The organism is Accumulibacter sp. (genome assembly GCF_023806635.1).
Taxonomy (GTDB): Bacteria; Pseudomonadota; Gammaproteobacteria; order Burkholderiales; family Rhodocyclaceae; genus Accumulibacter.
Window position 1 is genome coordinate 1 of the sequence record NZ_JAMTDQ010000071.1, and the last position, 14,613, is coordinate 14,613.

Below are 14,613 nucleotides of genomic sequence, written 5' to 3' on the forward strand. Positions count from 1 at the left end.
CTCGGTTCGGTCGGCCTTAGCTTATCCGACTGTCCGAAAAACCGGAACCGCCGCAGAGAAGGGGATCGCCCGGTTGATTGCCGTGCTCGATCAGCGCCTCGAGTTCGTCGGTCAGCCAGTTTTCCGGGCGGGCTGCGCGGTCTCTGCCGTGATTCGCCTCCGGAGGAATCCCGAGTTCCCGCAGGCGGTCGAAAACCGGCCGCATCGCCAGTTCCGCATCGCGGTAGAAGGCGCTGCCGCGGATGCGCACGAACCGCCAGCCAAGCCGTTCGAGGACCGCCTGCCGATCCATGTCCTGGGCGAGATTCTCGATGGGATGGTAGCGATCGCCATCGCATTCGATGGCCAGACGTTGGCCTGCGCCCTCGACCACCAGGTCGATGCGGTAGTAGCCCACTCGCCACTGCGACCTGACCCGAAAACCCGCGTCGCTCAGGCGCTGCAACACGGCCCTCTCGAACGGCGACTCGGCCCTGCCGACCTCAGGCTCGTTGGCCCGCAGGTAGGCCAGCGGATCCCGCACATGTTTCAACAGCTGCAACCGGATGTCGTTCGGATTGAGGTGGCGATCTGGGTCAAATGAGTGCACCACCCACAATTGATCGCGCGCCCGACTGGCGGCCACGTTGTAGCGCTTCTTGATCAGTTCGAAGGCGCCCTCCCCGGTCGTGCGGAGCATTCCTTCATGGGGTGGACTATCGACCATAGACAAGAAGACGATGTCCCGCTCGTCGCCCTGGAACTCGCCCGGGATACCTGCCTGGATGCGGCGGTTGGCAATCTCGACGCCGTCTATCTCCTGGTGCAGCAGCGACTGGATGAGCAGGGCCTGCTCGTTGCCGAGCATCGAAATCACGCCGATCGTCTTGCGCGCGTAGGCCGGATGCCGAAGCATGGCCCGGATGGTCTCGATGATCCGGCGCGCCTCGGCTCTGTTGGTATCGCCTTCACGCACACCCGGCACGTGGCACGCGACGCACGCCGGCTTGATGTCGGTCGAGTTCGATTCCCGCAATGGACGGATGGCGCCGTAGTACGAAAGCTGGTTGCTGAAGGAAATGATCTCCGGCACGCAGCGAAAATGCTCGACCAGGCGGATCGCGTCGCCGAACGACTGCCGGCCGATGTCGTAGATCGAGCACATGTGGTCGAACAGACGGTAATTGGGGATACCCTGCAGCATGGCCTTCTGCAGGTTCTCCAGCGGCTCCTGCGCGCGGCCGACACCCAAAGGCGTGACCTGCTCGTGGTCGCCGACGACGATCACCTGCTTGCCCAGGTAGAGCGGAATCAGCGCATTGAGATCGGCCTGGCTCGCCTCGTCCACGATCACGACGTCGAAGCGCGTGAAACGGGGATCGAAGCTCTCGGCCATGATCGAAACGGGCATGATCCAGACCGGCACCGCGTCGGCACACTGCTTCATCAAGCCGCGCGCTGCCGAGAGCAGTTCCTGCCGCCTGTCCAACCGGCGGGTGTGAGCGAGTCGCCGAGTCGTATCCAGCCAGCCAACCAGCGCCTGACGGATCGCGTGATTCTGCTGCAGCCGCTCGAGTTGTTTGCCCCATGCCCTGGCATCGATGAGCGCTCCGGTGACTTGGCGAAGTCGCTCGCGCTGCCGGTCGATCCGCCGCTGCAGCTCATGCGCATCCAGTCGATCGCGCTCGAGCAGCGTGTCGTGAAGTTGTCGCCATGTCCACGCCATCGCGCAATCGCCGGGACTCGCCGCTGCGTCGTGTGGCGGCACGCGGCCCTGGATCTGCTCCGCCCAGCCGGGGGCCACCCGTCGCAACGTGTCGGCCAGCGCGTCGCGTTCAACGACCAGCGGCCGCACCGTGTGCAGGCGTCGAGCGTAGTCGAGTGCCGCTGCATAAGCCTGCGGACTGCGCAGGCGAACGGCGTCAATGATGCGGCCAAGGCAGCCCCGGTTCGCCGCCGTCGGATCGACCTGGGTCGCCAGATTGGCGAGGCGCTCGAAGCCGAGTTCGCACTCGCGCAGCTTGCGTCGGCCCACTTCCGCCACCAGCGTCGCCGGCAGGAGCGACGAAACCAGGTGCTCGATGGCGAGATACTCCGAAATCGGACTGGCCTCGCGCGGAATCCGCGCCAGAAGTTCGTCCAGCTTCAGCCCTGCGGACTTCAACCGGGAGCCGAGTGGCAACCAGAACGTGTCATGCCAGTCGAGGCAGCGCCGGATCTCGGCAACCAGGGCGCGACAGGCAAGCTCCGGTGCCGGCCCGAGGTTGCCGAATGGCTGCTGCAGATGCTGGCCGATCAACGCATTCCACGGCATTTCCAGGCTCTGGCGGCAGACCCCGAGTTCGGCGAGGCGAGCCAGTGCAGCGAAATGCTCCCGGTGAGCGGGTTGCCCGGCGGCGACCCGCGCCGTCCTGATGAACAGTCGCCACTGCGGACGGGTAGCGAGCTGAACAAACCCCAGCTTGCCGCCAGCGGCGACGTGGTCGCCGATCCGGCTGGCAATCTCGAACTGTTGCGCAACCGGCATGGCCGGCGAAAGCTGCGCGCGTTGGTCGAGCATCAGTGCACACCGCGAATTCGCCTCCACCGCCCGCTCGATGTGGGCGACCAGCCGCTCCCAGACCTCCCGCTCGCCGCCACCGTGGATGCCGGCGGTGATCGCGTACGGGCGCCACGCCTGGCGTCGCAGGCCGCCCGAGAACTCGGCGAGCAGCTCGTCAGCCAGCCGCTCGAGGACTTCACTGCCGCCATCCGACGGCAGCCAGCGATCGACACCGAGGCTCAGATCCTGTGTCAGCAGGTCCTGATACTCCGACGCCATCATCTCGAACTGCCGCCCGGAAGGGAGCAGCTCGAGGTCGGGCAACGGCAGTCGAGCATCCTGCTCTTCTTCCGCGGTGCACGCGGTGGCGAGGGCACACAGCCGCGTCAGATCAGCCACCGAGAGGCCGAGATCGACACCGAGCCCGACCGGCTGCGGAATCCAGCCAGCCGCCTGGCGGTGCTCGGCAACGAAGCGGGCCGCGTCCGAGGGTGTGAAGCGCCGATCACCGACGACGATCTCGCGATACTCGTTGTCGAGCGCAGCACGCAGTTGCCCACTGGACTGCCCGATCTGGCCGAGCAACTCGTGCCGCTCCGCCTCGAACCGGCGCGCCCGCTCCAGCAGGCCCTCGGCGTCATCTCGACCCAGCCTCTCGTTGATCGAAGCGATCGCCCCCTCGAGGTGTCGGCGCGCATCCTGCTCACTGCCGAGAACCGAGACGGCCAGCGGCCGCAGGATCCCGGGCACCTGGTCGCGCACGACGCGCAGCGCCTTGGCGGTATGCGCAGTCACCAGAATCGACTTGCCCTGTGCCAGCAGATGCCCGATCAGGTTGCCGATGGTGTGTGTCTTGCCAGTTCCGGGCGGCCCCTGGACGAGAACCGACCCACTGCGCTCCAGGCGACGGATGATCTGCAGTTGCTCGTCGTTGGCCTCCTTCGCAAGCAGGATGTCGTCGTCGCTGAAAGGGGCCCGGGGCCCGTTCGCGCCGGCGCCATTGCCGAGGCCCGCGGCTTCCCATTCGTCCATCGTGCCGGTGATCTGCGCCAGCGCCGGCGGGAAGACTTCCCGGGCTTCGATGTCGTCGATGATCGCATCGACGACATTGGCAATGCCGGCAACCCGCTTCCGCAGAACCAGCACCGGATCGCGATGGAGACATGGGGTGGCGCCCGCTCCGCCCTCGGACGGCGCGTCGAGAAACACGCCGTCGACTGGCGAGACCGTCTGGATGAAGGCCTGCAGGAAGGCATCGGTGTCCTGCCAGCCGAAAGGATGACAACCACAGGCCGCGAGTTCGCGCTTCCTGTCGGCGATCGCGGCCGCAGCGACGTCCTGCAGATCGACGAACAGGCCGCCGTGGATCTCGGGTTCGCGATCGGTCTCGTGGATCGTGAACTCGGGAACGGTTGGATCGAAGCGCAACTCGACGCGCTTCAACAGAACCGGGTGGTTGATGGTGACCGCGCCGTCGACGGCGGAATTGGTCTGCCAGAGCAAGTGACCGTCGGCGGCGAGCAGTTCGAGTTCCTCGCCGTCCTTCTCGACCAGCGAGTGGATGTCGTAGAAGGCCTGAAAGAAGGACATCGCCTTGCGTGCAGCGACTTCCGGTTCGACCCATGCCCTGCGGCCTACGCACCAGGCCTCGAAGTCGGCCCGTCGCCGGTGGTCGTCATCGAAGCGAACCGTAACCGTCTGGCCATCGTCGTCGGTGAGGTTCAGACTCGCCGCGACGACGGCCGGTTGCGCCGGGTCATCCCAATTCGGTAACAGCCAGTCACCGATCGACGCAGGCGGCGTCGGACAGCGCGTGAGCAGCGGACGCCCGACGCGCAGCAGGGTGTCGGGAACCTCCGGGGCGCCTTCCATCTGCAGCGGGCGGAAGATCTGCATGGCCGGATGAGCCGGCAGGTCGGCCAGCCGCACCACTCGTGGCTGTTCGGCAAGAACGCGGACAGGCCGGAAGCGGAGTTCGTTGGCAGCCTTCAGGAAGTGGTAGAGCTGGCGGATCTTGTTCCTGATGGTCAACGCGCACTCCTTCGTGACTTGGTCTGCGGGCGACCACTGGCAAACAGGCAAAGAATCTCGCTCACGCCAGCACCCGCGTGCCGGATACGATGATCTCGTCGACCCTGTCGAAAGCCGGTTGGTCGCCACAGTATTGATCCCATCGAGTCTTGTAGAGTTCAGGTTGCAGCAAGCTTAGGTCATCCGTCTGCGCTTCTCTTCCCTCGTCAAGTCCCCAGGCCAGGCGAACTCCACCACGTTCCGTCAGGATGTAGCGATTGTGCAGGCCATCCCCGCCATTTCGTGCTCGCCAGCGAACCACCTTCAGAGACATACCTCGAGGAATCCTTTCCGGTAATCGTTGCTGACACTCGACCGCAAAACCCGCATTTTCCGCATTGAAAGCGGTGTGGAACTCCAGTTCCGGACTAGAGCGTTCAAGACGGCCATCAAGACAAGCGCTGAGGAACGCGCGGAGCGTGTTTAGCGCTCTCTGTCTGTAGGGGTCAAAATGGGGATCAACAAAAATCACCTTCTTGGCAATTCGGAGGATTGGTGATACTGCGGCGGCCAGCGAACTCGCGTCCCGAGATACGGCCCTCTCACGCGACACTGCCCACAGCGGACCGTCCTCACTCAGGTCGTCATAGGCCAGGATCCGACCGTGGTCACGCGGGTTTGCGCCCGCGACAATCGCATGGAACGGTTGCCTCTCATGTTCGAGCTCTGCGTTCGAAAGCCAGCCCTGCGCGCCATCCCACGCGGCAGCCGGCGCTCGCGCCAGCATCTTCTCGTCGATACGCTGCAGGCAGATCTCGATCCTTTTTCGTTCGATTTCACCGACGCTGCTCAGCCCATCATAGACCATAGCTTTCCAGCGCTTTGGAAACCTCGAGATCAAACGTCCGCGACAGACGCCGAACTTCTCCGTGAGATAGCGAAACCGCTCCCAGTTGTTGAGTAGTGCGGGATCAACGGCATACTCGTGAATCATCCGAAGAGTTCCTCCGCACGCTCATCGAAGAAACCCCTGGGCCATTTCGTGGCGAACTCTCCAGTTTCGTCTATCAAAAGCGGGACCATTTCTACACCGTTGGCACCGGACTGCACGTAGACCACGCTTACATCCTCAGGGCTGATTTTAACCCCACCTGGGGGTAGTTCTCCTTCCGTCGTTTCACGGATCCGCCGCAAGAGACGAAGCATCAGGTGTTCGCTGTGGGTTTCGATGAGGAAACTCATCTCTCGCATCTTGGCCCCTTCGATGAACAGATCGCCCAGTGCCACCTGCATTGCCGGGTGAATATGAAGCTCGGGTTGCTCGATCGCCACCACGCTCTTGCCTGGCGCCACCGCGGCAACAACGATCGGCAGTACCTGCGAGATCCCGACACCGACATCCGACGGGTCGAGTTCAAGGCAGGATTGTTTGTCGACGAGCTTGATCTCCACGCTCTTGGGAGCCTCCTTGAGCAGTTCGAGAAGTCGAGCCCCGTCGCGATCGCCCTCGGCGATCTGGCGAAATGCGCCGACATCCACCTGCGCCCGATGCTTCCTCTCCAGTTCATAGCCGGAATTAAGCCGATCCTCGCCGGCAAGCCACTGACTCACCTGCTGGATGAAATCCGAAGAGCTTTCTTCGCTCTCAAGAACCTTCCACGCGGCCAGTCCTTCGGACCAGTCGCTCAGTTCGGCCCCTGGGATACCCTTGCGAGGAAATCGGGCACGGAGCGGGCCGATATAGCGCAAGTCCTGCAGCCACTCCCGCAGAAGTTTCCCCGGACCGAAAGCCAATCTGGCCAGAAATTCTGTACCCTCCCAAGCCTGCCATGTCATAAGGTCCTCGTAGAACCGGCAATCATTACCCTTAAATTCGAAGTCTCGCCAATCAATAGCTTCTGGCAAGTTCAGATCTTCCCTGTAGGAAAAATCTGATATTGGGTCTTGGCTCCTCGGAAGCCAGTTCGAGAGTCCGGACAGGGTGGACTCTTTCCCCGCGAAACATGGCCTGACGGTCTGAAGGGCCGATACACGAGCGTAAGGTTTAAGGTCCTCTTTTTCCTGTGGTGTGAGCTCTCTGTCTTCGTCCAAATCCAAATGGAAGAGCCGCAGCTCATCCTCGGTCAATGGGCGACTGACTGCAGGATTCAACCAGTTCATCTTTGTAACCTTGCGCCTCCCGCCGTCCCACTCGATGCGGATGAAGTCCAAGCCATTCAGGCCGACCGTATAAGCCGACGCGACTGGCCTACAAAAATCCTTATCCCACCGCACCTCGATCTGTACTTTCGCCGACTTGATCCAACACAGAATGTCCCACCATGCTTGATCGTGTCTATCAAGGAATTCATTCGTTGTTTTATGCCCGGAAAAAGTTCCAAGGTCATAAGGGCGCGCCATCCGCGGCAACTCTTGGCCGGTCAGATCCAGACTCAGCGCGATCCGGACGGTCCGACTCAGATCGTGTCCATGCACAAACCTGCGGAACCCACCAAGATCCAGAGCCCGCCCGGAAACCGGTGTCGTGATGGCATCGAGATTCCGCCGATCCAGTACATCCTTCATGTACAGGAGCGCTTGCAGAATCGTGCTCTTGCCCGCGCTGTTGGCGCCAAACAGCAGGGTGATCGGTTTCAGTTCCACCCGCACCCGTTCGGAGATACCCTTGAAGTTCTCGATTTCTATCGCCGTGATGCGCATTTCGAATCCCTGTTGGCCAAATGTTGAAGTCGTGGTGTGAGTGAGCTCAGATCGTCGCTTGCGGAAAACCCTTCGCTTCCTGATAAGCAACAGGCGTGCCAGGCGTCGACACAGTTCCCGATTCACTTCTCCGGGTGCACGACGCCATGGCGGTTCATCCAGTTGGTGAAGGTCTGGTAGTTGCCGAAACCGAGCAGTCTGGCGGCCTGGGTCTTGTTGTTGCGGGTATGCGCCAGCGCCCGTTCGATGTAATGGCGTGCGACCTGCCCCATCAGCGCCTCCAGATCGACGCCGGATTCGAGGGGCCGATTCAGGATCTCGTGCTCACCGTCCAGGGTCCGTGGCGAGAGCAGAAACGCGTCGCTGATCGCATCCGGGCTGATGGTCTCGTCGTCGGACCAGACTGCGGCGCGCTGCAGGGTATTGAAGAGTTCGCGAACATTGCCCGGCCAGTGATGCTGCAGCAGAAGATTTCTTGCGGCAGCAGACAGTTTCTTGTGCGGAACGCCCAGATCGGTGGCGGCAGCATTGACCTGTTGCAGCAGCGCGTCGATCAGCAGCGAGAGGTCGCCGGCCCGCTCACGCAGCGGCGGCAGCCGGATGATCGCCACCGCCAGCCGGTAGAACAGGTCCTCGCGGAAGTTGCCCGCGGCAACCTCGCCGATCAACGTCCGGTTGGTCGCGGCGACGACCCGGACATCGACCTTCCTCGCCTCGCTCGAACCAACCGGAGTGACTTCGCCTTCCTGCAGGGTGCGCAGCAGCTTGACCTGGATCGCTTTCGGCAACTCGCCGATCTCGTCGAGGAACAGCGTACCGCCGTCGGCACGCTCGAAATGGCCCTGTCGCTCACTGACCGCACCGGTAAACGCGCCGCGCCGGTGCCCGAAGAATTCGGACTCGACCAATTCGGGTGGCACGGCGCCACAATTGACCGCGATGAAGGGCCGGGCCGCGCGTGGACTGGCGCGGTGAATGGCGCGCGCCAGCAGTTCCTTGCCGGTACCGCTTTCGCCTTCGACCAGTACCGGGATCGAGCGAACGGCGACGCGCCGGGCCAGCGCAATCACCCGGGCCATCGCCGGCCCGCGATGGATGATCGCTGCGAACTCGGCCGTCTCGTCCGGTGCGCCCTGCGCGAGTTCGGTCAGTTGCTGGTCGGATTGCCGCAGCAATCGCGGAATGAATTCGGCCGCTATGGCGAACGGCACGTCAGCATCCTCGACTCCTGCCTCCGGCGATGACTGGATCAGCCGTGCCGGATGGGTCGTCTTCGCCAGCAGGATCCAGACGGAGGCCATGGCCGGCGTCCCTGGACTCAGGTGGAAAGTCAGGCTGATCTGGCGGCGGTCGAGGTCCTCAAGAGCCTCGACGGCACGCTGATAGATTTCGCCAAAATTGATCGGCGAGCTCAGCTTGACGCAGCGCAGGCGAATCTTCGCCGCAGTCCGCGCGCTCAACCAGCCGACGAAGGGCTCGGCCTGCCCGGATGGGAAATCACTGAGCAGGAGAATCTGATCGTAGTCCTGTGCCAGCACGGCCTGCGCGAGCGGTCCGATGCCGACTGCCGTCTCGCCAGCCGCCGCTCGGAAGTCGGTGCGGCCAATCCAGGAAACGAGGACAGCTTCTGGCATGGAAGTTTTCTTCTACGTGACAAGCAATCTTATACTCCGGCAGCCGCAGCGACAAACGAAGGCTGATCCACGCCCGCCCCGCATGGGGAAGCCGCCCGCCCGAACAGCCCGTCGCCCGCGCAAGCGCACTGCAGACCGCCTATACTTCGGTTCTCGTCCGGCCAGATCGGAAACCCGCATGATCGCTTCGCTGTCATCGGCGGCATCGACCGCGCCGTCGTTCCCGACCCGCCCGGTGCAGCAGCGCACCGGTGCCGGCGTGGCCACGGCCGATGGCGCGAGCGATGTCGCGCCGGCAAGCGAATCGGCTGCCGACCGGCCGGCGGTTGCTGCCGCCAGCGCGCAGGAGAAGGGCCAGCTCTCCGAGGCCGACCGCCAGCGCCTGCAGAGCCTGCAGCGAAGCGACCGCCAGGTGCGCGCGCACGAGATGGCGCACGTCGCCGCTGGCGGCAGCCTGGTGCGCAGCGGCGCCAGCTTCAGCTACGCCATCGGTCCCGACGGCCAGCGCTATGCGGTCGGCGGCGAGGTCGCTATCGACACCTCGCCCGGACGCAATCCCGAGGAGACGCTCGACAAGGCAGCGCGGATCCGGGCTGCGGCACTGGCGCCGGCCGACCCGTCACCGCAGGATCGGCAGGTCGCGGCACTGGCGACGCGCCTGGCGATGCAGGCGAGCATGGAACTTGCGCTGCGGCGAGACGACACGGCCGGCGCCAGGGTGACGGCCGACAGTCGGGAAGGCAGCGCCGCAGCGGTCGCTGCCTACACCGGCGTCGCTGCTGCGGCGGCGGGCGAAGCGCCGGCCGCCGCCATAGACCTCTTCGCCTGACCACCGGGAGCCAGCCATGGCCGAATACTCCGCAGAAGTCCTCTGGTTGCGCGGCGAGCAGCCCTTCGTCGACAGCCGCTACAGCCGCCGCCACCTGCTGCGCTTCGACGGTGGCGTCGAGGTGCCGGCGTCGTCATCGCCGCACGTCGTGCCGCTGCCATTCTCGGATGCCGCTGCGGTAGACCCCGAAGAGGCCTTCGTCGCCTCGCTCGCGAGTTGCCACCTGCTCTGGTTCCTGGCGATCGCCGCCGGCCGCGGCTATCGGGTCGACCGCTACCGCGACCGGCCAACCGGAGTCATGGGCCGCAACGGCGAGGGGAAGCTGGCGATGACGCTGGTCATCCTGCGGCCCGAGGTGTGCTTCTCGGGTGATCGCCTGCCGACCGACGACGAAATCCGGCGGATGCATCACGCGGCGCACGAGGAGTGCTTCATCGCCAGTTCTGTACGCTCGGAAGTCCGCTGCGAGCCGGTCCTCGAGGCGCCGCCCGGCTGACGGGCGGCCCCTGCGTCGACCTGCCCGCGCCGCATATCGGCCCGGCCGCCGCCTACCCATGGTCGGCGACCGGCGTCAGCCAGCCGGCGCGCGCGGCGTCGTGTCCGCGGACGCAGTCGAAGTAGCGTCGCTGCAGCTCGCGCGTCAGCGGCCCTGGGCGTCCGTCACTGACGCGCCGCCGGTCGACCTCGACCACCGGCACGATCTCGGCGGCGGTACCGGTGAGCAGGACTTCGTCGGCGCAGTACAGTTCGTCGCGCGTGACGCGCCGTGCCACCACCGGCAGCCCCATGTCGCCGGCGATGTCGATGACGCTGCGGCGGGTGATGCCGTCGAGTGCCGAGCCGACTTCCGGTTCGAGCAACGTTCCCCGCCGGACGAGGAACAGGTTCTCGCTGGCGCCCTCGGCGACGAAGCCGGCGGTGTCGAGCAGAATCGCCTCGTCGTAACCGTCGGCGCGCGCCTCGCGAGTGGCGAGGATCGAGTTCGTGTAGGTCGACACCGACTTCGCCCGGCACATCTGGACATTGACGTGATGCCGCGCGAACGACGAGACCCTGACGCGGATGCCGTCGTCCAGCGCCCGCTCGCCGAGGTAGGCGCGCCACGGCCAGGCGGCGATCATCGCATGCACGCGCGCGCCGACCGGGTCGAGGCCGACCTTCTCGGCGCCGAGGAAGAGCAGCGGGCGGATGTAGCCGGCGTCGAGGCGATTGCGGGCGATGATCCGGCGACAGGCGTCGGCGAGCGTCAGGTGATCGAAGCCGTGCGCCAGACCGAGGATGTGCGCCGATTCGAGCAGCCGCTGCAGGTGCTCGTCAAGCCGGAAGATCGCCGGCCCGCTGGCCGTCGCGTAGGCGCGAATCCCCTCGAAGACGCCGAGACCGTAGTGCAGCGTGTGTGTCAGCACGTGCACCCGGGCCTCGCGCCAGGGAACGACCTCACCGTCCAGCCAGATGCAGCCATCCTGATCTTCGCCGCTCATTGCCTTCTCCCGCGTTGTCTGTGGAGAGCAGAGCATCGCAGCGACCACCGACCGTGACAAACGAAAAGACTGCAGGTGAGGATGAGCCGGATTCATGCGCGCGGCCTTGGCTGCGGCCGCGTATCGCCGCCCTCAGCCGCCGCTCATCGCCCCTTCGCTGCGCGATCGGTCCGTCCGCGCCACTACCCCGCGCCACCGCCGCCCGCCGGCGACGCCGGTTGCGCCGCCGCCAGCAGCCAGTGGACGAAGGCCATTGCCGACGGCCGCGAGGGCGCGTCGGGCGCGAGCAGCACGTGGTATCCACGGTCGAGCGCGGCGACCGCGAAGGGCTGCATCAGGCTGCCGGCCTCCAGGTGCGGCTCGACCAGGCGGCGCGGGCACAGGGCGACGCCGTGACCGGCGGCGGCGGCTTCGATCATCATCACCGCGTCGTCGAAACGGACACCGCCCGCCGGTTCGGGCCAGTCGAGGCCGGCGGCCTCCAGCCACGGGCGCCAGGGCAGGATCGGGTGGTGCAACAGGCAGGCGCGGGCGAGATCCACGGGCTCGTCCAGCCCGCCGACGCGGGCCGGGTAAGCCGGACTGCAGACCGTCACCAGGACTTCGTCCGACATCTTGAAACTCGCCAGCCCGGGCCATTGGCCGTCGCCGTAGCGCACACCGACGTCGACCTCGCCCGAACGGATGGTGCCGAGCTGGGTCGACGTCGAGAGGATCAGGTCGACAGCCGGGTGCTGGCGCTGGAAGTCGGCGAGGCGGCTGACCAGCCACTTGCTGCCGATCGCCGGTGCGACGCTGACGCGCAGTTCGTGCCGCGCGCCGTGGGCGATGGCGCGCGTCGCGCTTTCGATGTCGGCGAGTGCGCTGCGGATGCTGGCGAGGTAGGCCTCGCCCGGCGGTGTCAGGACGATGTTGCGGTTCAGGCGCAGGAAGAGGCGGACGCCGAGATCGTCCTCGAGCTGCCTGATGCGATGGCTGACTGCCGACTGCGTGACACAGAGTTCTGCGGCCGCCTTGACGAAGGACTGCTGCCGGGCCGCTGCCTCGAAGGCCTCGAGGGCATGCATCGGCGGCAGGCGGAAGGCCATCGGGCTCAGTGGTGGCGAGGCAGCCGACCGCGCGCCCGGTCGGCGGCGCCGCTTGCCCGCTCACTGCGGGCATCCCGGGCTGCTGGCGACGCCTTCCTCGCCACCGCTCAGATGCGACCGAGCACGACTTCGACGACGAAGCGGCTGCCGATGTAGGCCAGCAGCAGGACCATGAAGCCGGCCAGGGTCCAGCGCATCGCGATGCGCCCGCGCCAGCCATAAACGCGACGCCCGACCAGCAGCGCGGCGAAGATCGCCCACGAGGCGAAGGCAAAGAGGGTCTTGTGATCGAGCGCCGCCGCCTTGCCGAAGATCTCCTCCGAGAACCACACACCGCTGACGAGGGCGACGGTCAGCAGGCCGAACGCCACCGTGATCATGCGAAACAGCAGCGCCTCCATGCTCAGGATCGGCGGCAGGCTGCTCAGGCTGCGGGTCATCGAGCGCTGGTGCAGCTTGCGTTCGGCAAAGCCCATGAAGACCGCGTGCAACGCCGACAGGGTGAACAGGCTGTAGGCGAGCATCGCCGCCAGGAAGTGAACGAGGAAACCCCAGCCGCCGGCATGGCCGATGACGCGCAACTGCGGGAAGATTGCCGGCGCCGCCGCACCGGCTGCGGCGAGCGGCAGGACCATCGGCTGCAGGCCGTCCATGCGCGAACGAAAACTCTCCAGCCAGTAGATCAGCACCGCCAGCCAGAGCATCAACGACAGCGCGTAGCTGAACGAGAAGCGCATGCCGCCGCCAGCGAAAACCCCCTGATAGAGACCGAAACCCTGGATCAGCAGCGCGACGACGATCGCTGCCCGCTCCCACGGCTGCATCGGCAGCGTCACCAGCGAGTGCTCGCTCTCGCGCCAGCGCGTGTGCCAGAAATGCATCCCGAGGGCAGCGTAGAGCAGCGACGAAACGACGTGCGGCAGCAGGTGCAGTAGAATGTCGGGCATTTTTCGAGTTTACACCAAGCCGGAATCCAGATGCTCGACAACCTGACCCAACGCCTTTCGCGCGTCATGAAGACGCTGCGCGGTGAAGCGCGCCTGACCGAGTCAAACATCGCCGATGCCTTGCGCGAGGTCCGCCTCGCCCTGCTCGAAGCCGATGTCGCCCTGCCCGCAGTCAAGCACCTGATCGCCGCGGTGAAGGAGAAGGCCGTCGGCGAGGAAGTCATCGGCTCGCTGAGCCCCGGGCAGGCGCTGGTGGGCGTCGTGCACCGCGAGTTGACGCAACTGATGGGCGAGGCGCACACGGGCCTCAACCTCGCGACGCAACCACCGGCGATCGTCCTCATGGCCGGCCTGCAGGGATCGGGCAAGACGACCACCGTCGCCAAGCTGGCGAAACTCTTGCGCGAAACGCTGAGGAAGAAGGTCCTGGTCGTCTCCTGCGACGTCTATCGGCCAGCCGCCATCGAGCAGTTGAAGACCGTTGCCGGCCAGGCCGGGGCAGATTTCTTCCCATCGACCGCCAGCGAGAAGCCGGTCGACATCGCGCGCAACGCGGTCGACTGGGCACGGCGCCACTACCATGACGTGCTGCTGGTGGATACGGCCGGCCGCCTGTCGATCGACGAGGCGATGATGAAGGAGATCGCCGAGCTGCACGCGGCGATCCGGCCGATCGAGACGCTCTTCGTCGTCGATGCGATGCAGGGCCAGGACGCGATCAACACCGCGCGCGCCTTCAACGAAGCCCTGCCGCTGACCGGCGTCATCCTCACCAAGCTCGACGGTGATGCGCGTGGCGGTGCCGCCCTGTCGGTCCGCCACGTCACCGGGCGGCCGATCAAGTACGCCGGCGTCGGCGAAAAGCTGACCGGCATCGAGGCCTTCCACCCCGAACGGATGGCCTCGCGCATTCTCGGCATGGGCGACGTGCTGTCGCTGATCGAGGAGGCGAAGAAGGGCATCGACGAAGAGAAGGCGATCGAGTTCGCGCGCAAGCTGAAATCGGGCAAGACCTTCGACCTCAACGATTTCAAGGACCAGATGGGCCAGATGCGCAGGATGGGCGGGCTGTCGTCGATGCTCGAGAAGCTGCCGGCGCAGTTCTCGCAGGCAGCCGGTCAGTTGCCCGCCGGTGGTGAGGAGAAGGCAGTGGCACGCATCGAGGGGATCATCAACTCGATGACGCCGGCCGAGCGCAGCCACCCCGAACTGCTCAAGGCCGCGCGCAAGCGGCGCGTCGCACTGGGTGCCGGCGTGCAGGTGCAGGAAGTCAACCGCCTGTTGAAGCAGTTCGAGCAGACGCAGAAGATGATGAAGCAGTTCTCGCGTGGCGGCATGGCGCAGCTGATGCGCGGTCTCAAGGGCATGCTGCCGGGGATGCGCTGACGGCGAACGTGCCGGCG

10 protein-coding genes are annotated in these 14,613 nt (G+C 65.5%); 3 read left to right on the top strand and 7 right to left on the bottom strand.

What is annotated here, in order from left to right:
- Positions 1-16: 16 nt before the first annotated feature.
- The 4 genes from NFW30_RS12790 to NFW30_RS12805 form a co-directional block, all read right to left on the bottom strand.
- Positions 17-4,552 (bottom strand): AAA domain-containing protein, encoded by a 4,536-nt coding sequence (locus tag NFW30_RS12790; RefSeq protein ID WP_295350434.1) that lies wholly within the window; start codon positions 4,550-4,552, stop codon positions 17-19.
- A gap of 61 nt (positions 4,553-4,613) precedes the next feature.
- The gene (locus tag NFW30_RS12795) at positions 4,614-5,525 is read right to left on the bottom strand and encodes a hypothetical protein (RefSeq protein ID WP_295350436.1); all 912 of its coding nucleotides are present in this window, start codon (positions 5,523-5,525) and stop codon (positions 4,614-4,616) included.
- Entirely contained in the window at positions 5,522-7,231 is a 1,710-nt protein-coding gene (locus NFW30_RS12800) for a DUF3696 domain-containing protein (protein ID WP_295350439.1), read from the bottom strand. The genes NFW30_RS12795 and NFW30_RS12800 overlap by 4 nt, the downstream gene beginning before the upstream one ends.
- A 122-nt stretch (positions 7,232-7,353) precedes the next feature.
- Positions 7,354-8,865, bottom strand: a complete 1,512-nt coding sequence (locus NFW30_RS12805; RefSeq protein WP_295350442.1) for a sigma 54-interacting transcriptional regulator — start codon at positions 8,863-8,865, stop codon at positions 7,354-7,356.
- 178 nt (positions 8,866-9,043) lie between these two features.
- On the opposite strand from NFW30_RS12805, the gene NFW30_RS12810 reads away from it, so the two are divergent.
- Together NFW30_RS12810 and NFW30_RS12815 are read left to right on the top strand one after the other, a co-directional pair.
- Positions 9,044-9,694 carry a putative metalloprotease CJM1_0395 family protein gene (locus tag NFW30_RS12810; protein ID WP_295350445.1) on the top strand — a complete coding sequence of 217 codons (651 nt, stop codon included), beginning with the start codon at positions 9,044-9,046 and terminating at the stop codon, positions 9,692-9,694.
- Between the two features lie 16 nt (positions 9,695-9,710).
- Positions 9,711-10,190, top strand: coding sequence for an OsmC family protein (locus tag NFW30_RS12815; RefSeq protein WP_295350448.1), 480 nt, complete (start codon positions 9,711-9,713; stop codon positions 10,188-10,190).
- 52 nt (positions 10,191-10,242) lie between these two features.
- On the opposite strand, the gene NFW30_RS12820 is transcribed toward NFW30_RS12815, so the two are convergent.
- The 3 genes from NFW30_RS12820 to ccsA all read right to left on the bottom strand — a co-directional run bounded on the left by NFW30_RS12820 (position 10,243) and on the right by ccsA (position 13,210).
- The gene (locus tag NFW30_RS12820) at positions 10,243-11,175 is read right to left on the bottom strand and encodes a branched-chain amino acid transaminase (RefSeq protein ID WP_295350452.1); all 933 of its coding nucleotides are present in this window, start codon (positions 11,173-11,175) and stop codon (positions 10,243-10,245) included.
- A gap of 182 nt (positions 11,176-11,357) precedes the next feature.
- On the bottom strand, positions 11,358-12,263 hold the full coding sequence (gcvA, locus tag NFW30_RS12825) for a transcriptional regulator GcvA (protein WP_295350455.1): 906 nt from the start codon (positions 12,261-12,263) through the stop codon (positions 11,358-11,360).
- 107 nt (positions 12,264-12,370) lie between these two features.
- The gene (gene ccsA / locus NFW30_RS12830) at positions 12,371-13,210 is read right to left on the bottom strand and encodes a cytochrome c biogenesis protein CcsA (RefSeq protein ID WP_295350458.1); all 840 of its coding nucleotides are present in this window, start codon (positions 13,208-13,210) and stop codon (positions 12,371-12,373) included.
- 30 nt (positions 13,211-13,240) lie between these two features.
- Here ccsA and ffh point away from each other — a divergent pair, with 30 nt between their 5' ends.
- Positions 13,241-14,596 (top strand): signal recognition particle protein, encoded by a 1,356-nt coding sequence (ffh, locus tag NFW30_RS12835; RefSeq protein WP_295350461.1) that lies wholly within the window; start codon positions 13,241-13,243, stop codon positions 14,594-14,596.
- Positions 14,597-14,613: the final 17 nt, after the last annotated feature.

Excerpts from the sequence above, each read along its gene's own strand:
- NFW30_RS12795 (WP_295350436.1), bottom strand. The coding sequence starts at position 5,525 with ATGATTCACGAGTATGCCGTTGATCCCGCACTACTCAACAACTGGGAG.
- NFW30_RS12800 (WP_295350439.1), bottom strand. The coding sequence starts at position 7,231 with ATGCGCATCACGGCGATAGAAATCGAGAACTTCAAGGGTATCTCCGAA.
- NFW30_RS12805 (WP_295350442.1), bottom strand. The coding sequence starts at position 8,865 with ATGCCAGAAGCTGTCCTCGTTTCCTGGATTGGCCGCACCGACTTCCGA.
- NFW30_RS12810 (WP_295350445.1), top strand. The coding sequence starts at position 9,044 with ATGATCGCTTCGCTGTCATCGGCGGCATCGACCGCGCCGTCGTTCCCG.
- NFW30_RS12815 (WP_295350448.1), top strand. The coding sequence starts at position 9,711 with ATGGCCGAATACTCCGCAGAAGTCCTCTGGTTGCGCGGCGAGCAGCCC.
- NFW30_RS12820 (WP_295350452.1), bottom strand. The coding sequence starts at position 11,175 with ATGAGCGGCGAAGATCAGGATGGCTGCATCTGGCTGGACGGTGAGGTC.
- gcvA (WP_295350455.1), bottom strand. The coding sequence starts at position 12,263 with ATGGCCTTCCGCCTGCCGCCGATGCATGCCCTCGAGGCCTTCGAGGCA.
- ccsA (WP_295350458.1), bottom strand. The coding sequence starts at position 13,210 with ATGCCCGACATTCTACTGCACCTGCTGCCGCACGTCGTTTCGTCGCTG.
- ffh (WP_295350461.1), top strand. The coding sequence starts at position 13,241 with ATGCTCGACAACCTGACCCAACGCCTTTCGCGCGTCATGAAGACGCTG.